Source organism: Vibrio genomosp. F10 str. 9ZD137 (assembly GCF_049974785.1).
GTDB lineage: Bacteria > Pseudomonadota > Gammaproteobacteria > Enterobacterales > Vibrionaceae > Vibrio.
In genome coordinates this window covers 1-203 of record NZ_JBNGCJ010000576.1, presented here as the reverse complement: position 1 = coordinate 203, position 203 = coordinate 1, and the positions used below count along the sequence as shown (strand labels likewise).

Annotated in this window: 1 protein-coding gene; it reads right to left on the bottom strand. The window is 48.3% G+C overall.

Translation table 11 applies throughout. The features are described from left to right. Positions 1 to 203, bottom strand: a 203-nt coding sequence (locus ACP45E_RS13895) for an L-lactate permease (RefSeq protein WP_198927722.1), incomplete at both ends; no start/stop codon positions are given.

The following is a 203-nucleotide window of genomic DNA, read 5'->3' as shown; positions in this document are numbered from 1 at the left end:
CGTTGCGAATTGTCGAGATAGCGCACGTGTGTTTTAACGTGTTGAGCAAGAAGATGGCGCCAAATACAATCCAAAGCACAGAGACGGTAATGCCAAGCCCTTGAAACACAGAAGCGAGAACTCGTGTTGTCGACATATCCCATATAAAGAGGGCAATAATAACGGTTAGCCCGAACGCGACAGGCAAGATCGGAAGAGCGGTT